This is a genomic window from Mesorhizobium sp. M7A.F.Ca.CA.004.06.1.1 (genome assembly GCF_003999135.1).
Taxonomy (GTDB): Bacteria; Pseudomonadota; Alphaproteobacteria; order Rhizobiales; family Rhizobiaceae; genus Mesorhizobium.
In genome coordinates this window covers 1-7,009 of sequence record NZ_RZPQ01000267.1, presented here as the reverse complement: position 1 = coordinate 7,009, position 7,009 = coordinate 1, and the positions used below count along the sequence as shown (strand labels likewise).

The 7,009-nt window shown below is 58.8% G+C and carries 5 protein-coding genes and 1 pseudogene; 5 read left to right on the top strand and 1 reads right to left on the bottom strand.

Going from position 1 to position 7,009, the window contains the following annotated elements:
* The 4 genes and pseudogenes from EN906_RS37305 to EN906_RS17160 form a co-directional block, all read left to right on the top strand.
* A pseudogene (locus tag EN906_RS37305) lies at nt 1-205 on the top strand (hypothetical protein); the annotation flags it as partial.
* A 3-nt stretch (nt 206-208) separates the two neighbouring features.
* Nucleotides 209-1,255, top strand: a complete 1,047-nt coding sequence (cydB, locus tag EN906_RS17170; protein WP_127269965.1) for a cytochrome d ubiquinol oxidase subunit II — start codon at nt 209-211, stop codon at nt 1,253-1,255.
* 536 nt (nt 1,256-1,791) lie between these two features.
* Nucleotides 1,792-2,490, top strand: a complete 699-nt coding sequence (locus EN906_RS17165) for a YoaK family protein (protein ID WP_164748741.1) — start codon at nt 1,792-1,794, stop codon at nt 2,488-2,490.
* A gap of 1,472 nt (nt 2,491-3,962) precedes the next feature.
* A complete protein-coding gene (locus tag EN906_RS17160; RefSeq protein ID WP_127270661.1) occupies nt 3,963-4,622 on the top strand; it encodes a hypothetical protein in 660 nt (219 codons plus the stop codon).
* A 342-nt stretch (nt 4,623-4,964) separates the two neighbouring features.
* On the opposite strand, the gene EN906_RS17155 is transcribed toward EN906_RS17160, so the two are convergent.
* Complete coding sequence (locus EN906_RS17155) at nt 4,965-5,600, bottom strand: AraC family transcriptional regulator (protein ID WP_236383339.1); 636 nt, start codon at nt 5,598-5,600, stop codon at nt 4,965-4,967.
* 849 nt (nt 5,601-6,449) lie between these two features.
* Here EN906_RS17155 and EN906_RS17150 point away from each other — a divergent pair.
* Nucleotides 6,450-6,725 carry a hypothetical protein gene (locus tag EN906_RS17150; RefSeq protein ID WP_127270657.1) on the top strand — a complete coding sequence of 92 codons (276 nt, stop codon included), beginning with the start codon at nt 6,450-6,452 and terminating at the stop codon, nt 6,723-6,725.
* Nucleotides 6,726-7,009 lie beyond the last annotated feature (284 nt).

The following is a 7,009-nucleotide window of genomic DNA, read 5'->3' as shown; positions in this document are numbered from 1 at the left end:
TGCCATCTTCGTCGTTGTCTACATGGTTCTTCTGCTGGCTTTCCTCTGGTTCGCCGGACGCATCGCCATCCGCGGGCCGCGCGATACCAGCGCTAGCGATCCGCGCCTTGTCCGTCCGGGCCTCGACCGGGGCAGCCCGGCGATCGTCGGGTCGGCTCCGGCTGTCGCGCTCGCCGACAAAACCCGCCTCGCATCAGGAGAGTAAGCCATGTCCGCATTCTTCGCAGCCGATCTTCCTGTGCTGTTCGCAGCACTCGCGGCGTTCTGCGTCACCATCTACGTGCTGGCCGACGGCTTTGATCTCGGCGTCGGCATGCTGTTCCTGCTTGCGCCGCGCAACGAGGATCGCGACCTGATGATGGCCAGCATCGAACCCGTGTGGGACTCCAACGAGACTTGGTTGGTCATGGGCGGCACGCTGCTGCTTACCGCCTTTCCCGCCGGCTACTACGTTCTGCTGCCCGCCTTCTATTTGCCGGTAATGTTCATGTTGTTCGCCTTGATCTTCCGGGGCATCGCCTTCGAATTCCGTCTGCAAGCAGGCGAATTCCGCTGGATCTGGGACATCGCCTTCGCCGGTGGATCGCTGCTCGCAACGCTCTGTCAGGGGCTTATCCTCGGCAGCCTGATCAACGGGGTGACGATTGAGAACGGCATATTCGCCGGCGGCACGTTCGATTTCGTCAGCCTGCTCGGCCTTGCCTGCGGAGCCGGGCTGGTCGGCGGTTACGCGCTGCTCGGCGCCGGATGGCTGATCTGGAAGACGGATGGGCCGACGCAGGTGTTCGCCCGCGAGATCGCCCATTCTGCGTTGATCCTCACCTCCGGCATGATGCTCGCGGTCAGTGGGTGGAGCGCTTGGAGTGTTCCGGAGGTCGCCGCGCGTTGGTTCGCCTGGCCGAACATCGCTTTCCTCGCACCCGTGCCGTCGCTCACGGTCGCCGCGCTGCTGACCATCTGGCGCCGCATCTGGATCGGCCGCGAAGCCGAGGTCTTCCTGCTGGCGCTGGTCATCTTCCTGCTCGGTTTCGGCGGCCTCGTCGTCAGCTTGTGGCCCTATGTCGTGCCGCGACAAATCACCATCTGGAACGGCGCCGCCGATCCTCAGACGCTAGCTTTCGCCGGTACCGGGCTCATGATCGTCATCCCGATCGTCCTGGCCTATCAAGCCCATGCCTATTGGGTGTTCCGGGGTAAGACCCGCCATCACAGTGGCAACCGCTACGTCACGCAGGCCCTCCCCGAAAGTGAATGAAGGGGCTTCGACTGCTGGAACACACGCCCTCCCGGAATGAACTCGTTAGCTGAGCTTCGCGCACTACCGCGACCGCAAGGCCGATTCTATGTGAGCCATCAAGACTCTCGTTGTTCATTTAGCTTCGGTATGTCTCGCCACCGCCAGCATCGAACTGCTACAGGACTTCGGGTAGCAAGCCCCAAGCCCTCGGGGGCGGCGACGCCACCGAGCGGTCTGACAACCCCTGATGCGCACCTTTCGCTGGCTCTTCAAATACAAAGACCCAGGCTTAGGCCGAGGCGCAACATAACAGCCACAAGCACGCGTATTTAGCCTCGCCTTTTAGGGATTTGCGCACAATGTTCGTATCATGCAGCTGACATTATCCCTTCGAAACCATCTGTACCATCAATCAACGCCATCGTACTTGCGCATACCAGAGATAATAATCATTGGTCTAAACAATATACATGGGGAGGATTCTTATCTTGCCGCCCCGTGTGTAGGCTGTCCTTGATACCGCGATGGTAGAACCACCGAAGGGCCGCTCTCAGATGCATAGCTCCATCGTTCGTGAACCGACCAAACCAACCTTGATCCCGAAGCCGATCTTACCGGCCACCCTGGCGTTCGTGGCAGGTTTTGTGGATGCCTGCAGTTTCCTAGCTTTCCAGGGATTTTTTGTTGCGCAGGCGACGGGGAGCTTTGTTGTTGCAGGCTCTGAACTCTTGAACCCCAATGACAAGTACGGGCTAAAAGTACTCGCGATACCAGTGTTCCTCGTTTCCGGCATGCTCGCAACTTTTGTCGTACGCTTGGTCGCCCGCACTGATCGTTTAGCCCTAACGGTCATGCTAGGTGTCGAGGCGGTGCTACTAACTGTACTTGCAGCGACTTGGCTGTTCCGGGCATCGGATGGACTGAATGCGGAGGTTGCTCTGTTCGGGCTCGCGGCCATGGGTGTGCAGAGCGCCACGGCACGGTTGTTGCTGACCGGCTACGGGTCGACCAACGTAATGACAACTAACACAACCCAATTGTCCATAGACCTGGCGGATAGCATTTTGAACCGCTCCCTTTCACTGAATCTGCTGCCGACTTTCATGATCATTGCGGGTTTCTTCATCGGTGTGGCCGTGGGCGCCATCGTCTTTCAAATGATAGGGTTGGGCGGCGTTGTTATTCCTGCTGCAATCGTCTTTTTACTTGTCTTCGTCGCGAGAGACGCCACACAAGCGTCAAGACTGGCGTGAATGTGGTCATGTCTTCCAAGCACCACACCACTCCGCTTTCGCACAGGCATCGGCACATTGGTGATGGTTGCAGTCGATGCCGCGGTCATCATCTACTGGCGCCGACAAGGCCGTGGCCGTTGCATCCACAGCGAATAGGCCCGCACCGGCTCAGGTCGCAACCGCCTAGCGCAGGCCCGGAACCGGAAAAGCTAGGACGCATAGGAACCTCGCGGCTTCTGCAAAGGGCGCGCGGAACATGGCGCCGGCGCTGCCGCCCGCCTTCGGGTGCCAATATCTGCGATCGTATTCCGTCCTGAACGCAATTGCTCTCTTCAGGAGGTGGAGGATGCAGAGTCACCTGCGCGCACAGGATTCCCGGTGGCGACGCATTCCAGCTTTGACGTCCCCCCGTGGCTCACTTCGCCTTGCACGGCGAGGAACTGAGGAACCTCGGCCGCTGGCCAGATATCCTTCCGCCCGGCGATATGGAAATTGCTGCCGCGTTCTCAAAAGACGCTACTGCTCCTTCCAGGTAAATATCGCACCAGCCCAGGACATCAACGCGGTCCACGTCGGAAGCCCAGGCCTTGTCGCTCCCCCTCCCCGGCAAGAGCTCCTCCTCCGACTGGAGATCCCGTGGTTCCCCCCGCAAGACTCCGTAACGACGAGCGAGAACTCGATCGATGTCCTGGGCGCCTCTTTCGGGATACTCACCGAAGGCTTCGAGCGGATCGAAAAACCGGAATCTGTCGGTATAAGCGACATTGATCTCGCGACACCATTCATGGAAACGGCGTGGCAATCGTCGTCCGCGCGATTTCAATCATGGAACAGGTCTGGTCCCTTCAAACCCCGTGATCCGGCGAGCGACTTCGGTTACCGGGCACACGCATGGTTTCGGGATAAAGATTGCGATAGACGCCTGTCGAAACCCGCACTGTGGCGAATTGACGAGATTGGCCAGATCGACAAGCGCACCGAGAGCGGCGGGATCGACCGTTTGTCCACCTACCATCTCATCGGTGATACCGATGATCTCCGCCGGTAGAGCCTGACGGTTGCCGTAGTGCGCTGAACGTCGACGACATCGCCAGATGCGCCGATTTCCTTCTCCATGCAGGATGGCCCTAGCATTCGCATTTTCCGCGGGCGGATACCCGCTCCGGCTGGTCTACCTCCGGGATCGCCAGCCAAGGCCCGTCCAGCAGGCCCCGTGCCGCAGGCTGCTCGTCGCGCCTGCTTTCAGTCGCCGCGGGTGTCACACCTCGAAAAGGCCGTCCCCACTTTTTCGACGGCGGTTTGATACATGATAGCCAATTCCGGTTCCGGCTCGCGGTGCTTCCGAAATTTCTGCGTCCTATCGGACCGCATGAACGGAGAATGTGTGCGGCAAACCGTTCCTTCTGAAAATCAGCGGTTTCAACTGTAATACATTCCGGCTCTCACGATCTACTGAGAATGAGACGCTACCTCTGAAGTCGGAGCGACAAATGACCCACCTGGATCAGTATCGTGCAGATCGGCACCAAGCGCCCTTCGTCCGGCTAGAAGACCGCGACCTCAAGGTTGCTGCCCGCTGCATCGTGGAGGCTTGGGTCGCTAGGTTCGGGCAGGTCGCCGGACGAACGGAGAGCAGTCTCCTTCCCAACGAGTTTGGTGTGCTTGAACCGTATCTAGCCGAGGTTTTGGTGGTCGAGCACGGTGCCGATTTCGTTTTTTCGAAATGGGGCGCCGCCTTGGACATAGTTTGCGGTGGCGCGCATCTCGCAGATCGGTTGTCGGCTTTCCCCCAGCCGAGCCGCAGCCATCTCCGTCGCGTCTGCGTCCGCGCCGCAGCAACGAGGGTGCCAGCAATCAGCAGGGCGACCTGGGCACTCGATGGCGAAATCTGGCGGTGCGCCATAATGGCTTTGCCGACCCTCAGCGATGATTTTTCGGTGAAGCGGCTGCTTGTCGCACTGCTATTTGCCCCTTACCCCTTCATCGCCGATGGCAACGTTCCGGACGGCTTTGGCTGGCCAGCAGCGGTCCTGCGCGGAAGCGTTCACGTCCTGGGAAATGCCGTGCCGGTGTTGCCGGAGCAGACATCTCCGCTTCGGGGAATCGCGCTAGCGTTCAGTCGCCTTCTGAGCGGAAATGCAATACGTTGAATGAAAATCGTCGTAAGACAGTTTTGTAAGCGCTCGCAGAACTTCGCGATGGAATGAAGGTCTTTTGATGCCGGACCTTTGCCTGAGCGGGCCAAGAGGTTGCGTTACCGCCCCGAACGCGAGTGCTGAGAGGGATGCCCCCGGGAAGCGAAGTGCACTACGGCAGACGTAAACTCGACTTACACCATATACCGGCCCAGACTTCCACACTCCGGTATCGGCGTCTCGCTACCACAATCGCAATGGCTGGGAGGCCTTTTGCAGTCTCAACTCCGAGGAAAATATATCGCGCAGGCAGGGCGCGGCGAGGTCATTGCCATGCGACGGCGGGGGCCGAAAGCTTCATGCTTGGAGGCGGTTGGACTGGCGCCAGCGGCCGGGAGTGATGCCGGCAAAGCGCTTGAAGACCGTGGTGAAATGTGCCTGAGTCTGGAAGCCGACGTTGAACGCGATATCAACGAGGCTGTCATTGGTTTTGATCAGCATGTCCTTGGCCCGCTCGATTCTGCGGCGCAGGATGTATTCGTGAGGACGAAGACTGGTCGCCATCCTGAATCGCGCGGCGAAATACATCCGGCTGAGGCCTGCCGCCCGAGCGAGATCCGCCAGCGAAATGGCTTCACCGATATGCTCGTCAACGTAAGCCATCACCCGCTTCAGCCTCCATTTCTGCAGTGCGCCGTGGTTGGCCTCCTGCTGGACCTCGGACGGCGATCGCAGCCAGAGCCAGCGGGCTAGGATGGCGTGGAGGATGGCGTCTCCGTGGACCCCATCAACTCCCTCCGGCCTAACAGCCTGCTCGAACTGGGAAAGTAGCCGCTCGATGACCGGATCAAAAGGCATCCCGTGGGACGCCACAGTTCTCGTGAAACCTGCCTCATCACTAGCGCAGCCCGAGGGCTGCGCGGAGATCGAAAGCACCATATCCATGTAGGGGACGTCGATCCGGAAGGTCGAGCCCGCGGTCTCCGGCGACATACTCGATGTCCCCATCGCCGCAGCACTTGCGGATTGGCGCCGTTCAGGCTCACACACGGCGTTCGATACCAGGAGACCGATGGGAGCCATCCCTCTCGGAAAAGTTGGAAGCGACTGAATAGTCATTGGCCTATGCCCTTCATGAAACCTGTGTTTCTTGGAGGGAACGGATCGCCGTCGAAGCTTGATTGGGCGGCGGTAGCGGGACCAACAGGACCCCTGACTTCCGCGTTTCTGCTCCGACCCTATCCGATAAACCCTCGGCGAGTACGGGCTCAGAATATTCGGGCAGGCAAGGTGCTCAACTCTACGGGAGTTCACCAGTCTACATCATGTATTCGAGCTCCCCCTACCTAGATATAATCCTTATGTCTATCCGTATGGACCATGCTGTCTCAAGGCTTGCCCGATCTTTCCGATCTGGAATGATCGGCGCGCCATTTCAATCGTGCTCCGGTTGGCTTGCACTCGGGCCGTCGTCTCTTGCTCCCTGCATTTCGAGCCCGCTAACGGTTTCTTCCTCGATCTCGGTGCTAACGCCACCGTCTTCGCATCGGCGAATAGCTTTTGGACCGGTTTGGCAACCGGGATGATGTCGGCGTCAGCGAACAGGCACGTTGTTCGAAATCCATGCTTAAGGAAGTTGATGCTGCGTGTTCAACAGGTCATAGGCGGCGGAGTCATTCTGTCTTGATGTTCCCAAACCAGCTTCGAGTTGCCCCCTCACAAGCATCGTTCAGGCAGAAAAGACCGTGCCCATCGGAAATACTGTAGCCGGGAAGATGCTACCCTGTGAATTCCAACGTGATTGTCGTTGGGGCAACCGTTTAACACGAGAGGAAATTTCTTATGAACATCAAAGCTATCTGTCTCGCTGCAACATTCAGTCTTTCGATTTTTGGTGGCCATGCTCTGGCCGGGGCATTGGATGAGCCGGACACGATGATGCCGTTCTTCACCGACTCCAGCATGAAAACCATGAAGCCCCGGGTTGATTTTGAGCGCGTCTTTTTTTCCATGCCGGCCGAAAAGCAGGCACAGATGAAGGGTGAGTGCGCGGGTGAGGTAATGCAGCCATTCACCGCGTTCTGCGCGACCGTGAACACACTCGGCGGCCACAACTAGGACGCGCGTAATGCATGTCGCCTAAAAATTGACCTCGGTTATCAGAGGACGACATGCAAATAGAAAAAAGAACCTAAAGTGCGTCGCATAAATCCGCTTCAACGCAACGCGCTTTAGGTCGCCGGATCACGCCCTTCAACGCTATCGAAGAAGGGACCCTCCTATCGGACCTCCGTTGATCAGGACTGGCGGATCCACTGGCGTTGACGCCGGAGCGGCCCGATGACGACGCACTGGATCGTCCCCGCCATGGCAACGGCGGTTGGCATCGCTGCCTCTTCGGA

Bases quoted from the DNA above. Each gene is read 5' to 3' on its own strand.
- EN906_RS17155 (WP_236383339.1), bottom strand. From the start codon at position 5,600: ATGTCGCCGGAGACCGCGGGCTCGACCTTCCGGATCGACGTCCCCTAC.
- EN906_RS17165 (WP_164748741.1), top strand. From the start codon at position 1,792: ATGCATAGCTCCATCGTTCGTGAACCGACCAAACCAACCTTGATCCCG.
- cydB (WP_127269965.1), top strand. From the start codon at position 209: ATGTCCGCATTCTTCGCAGCCGATCTTCCTGTGCTGTTCGCAGCACTC.
- EN906_RS17150 (WP_127270657.1), top strand. From the start codon at position 6,450: ATGAACATCAAAGCTATCTGTCTCGCTGCAACATTCAGTCTTTCGATT.
- EN906_RS17160 (WP_127270661.1), top strand. From the start codon at position 3,963: ATGACCCACCTGGATCAGTATCGTGCAGATCGGCACCAAGCGCCCTTC.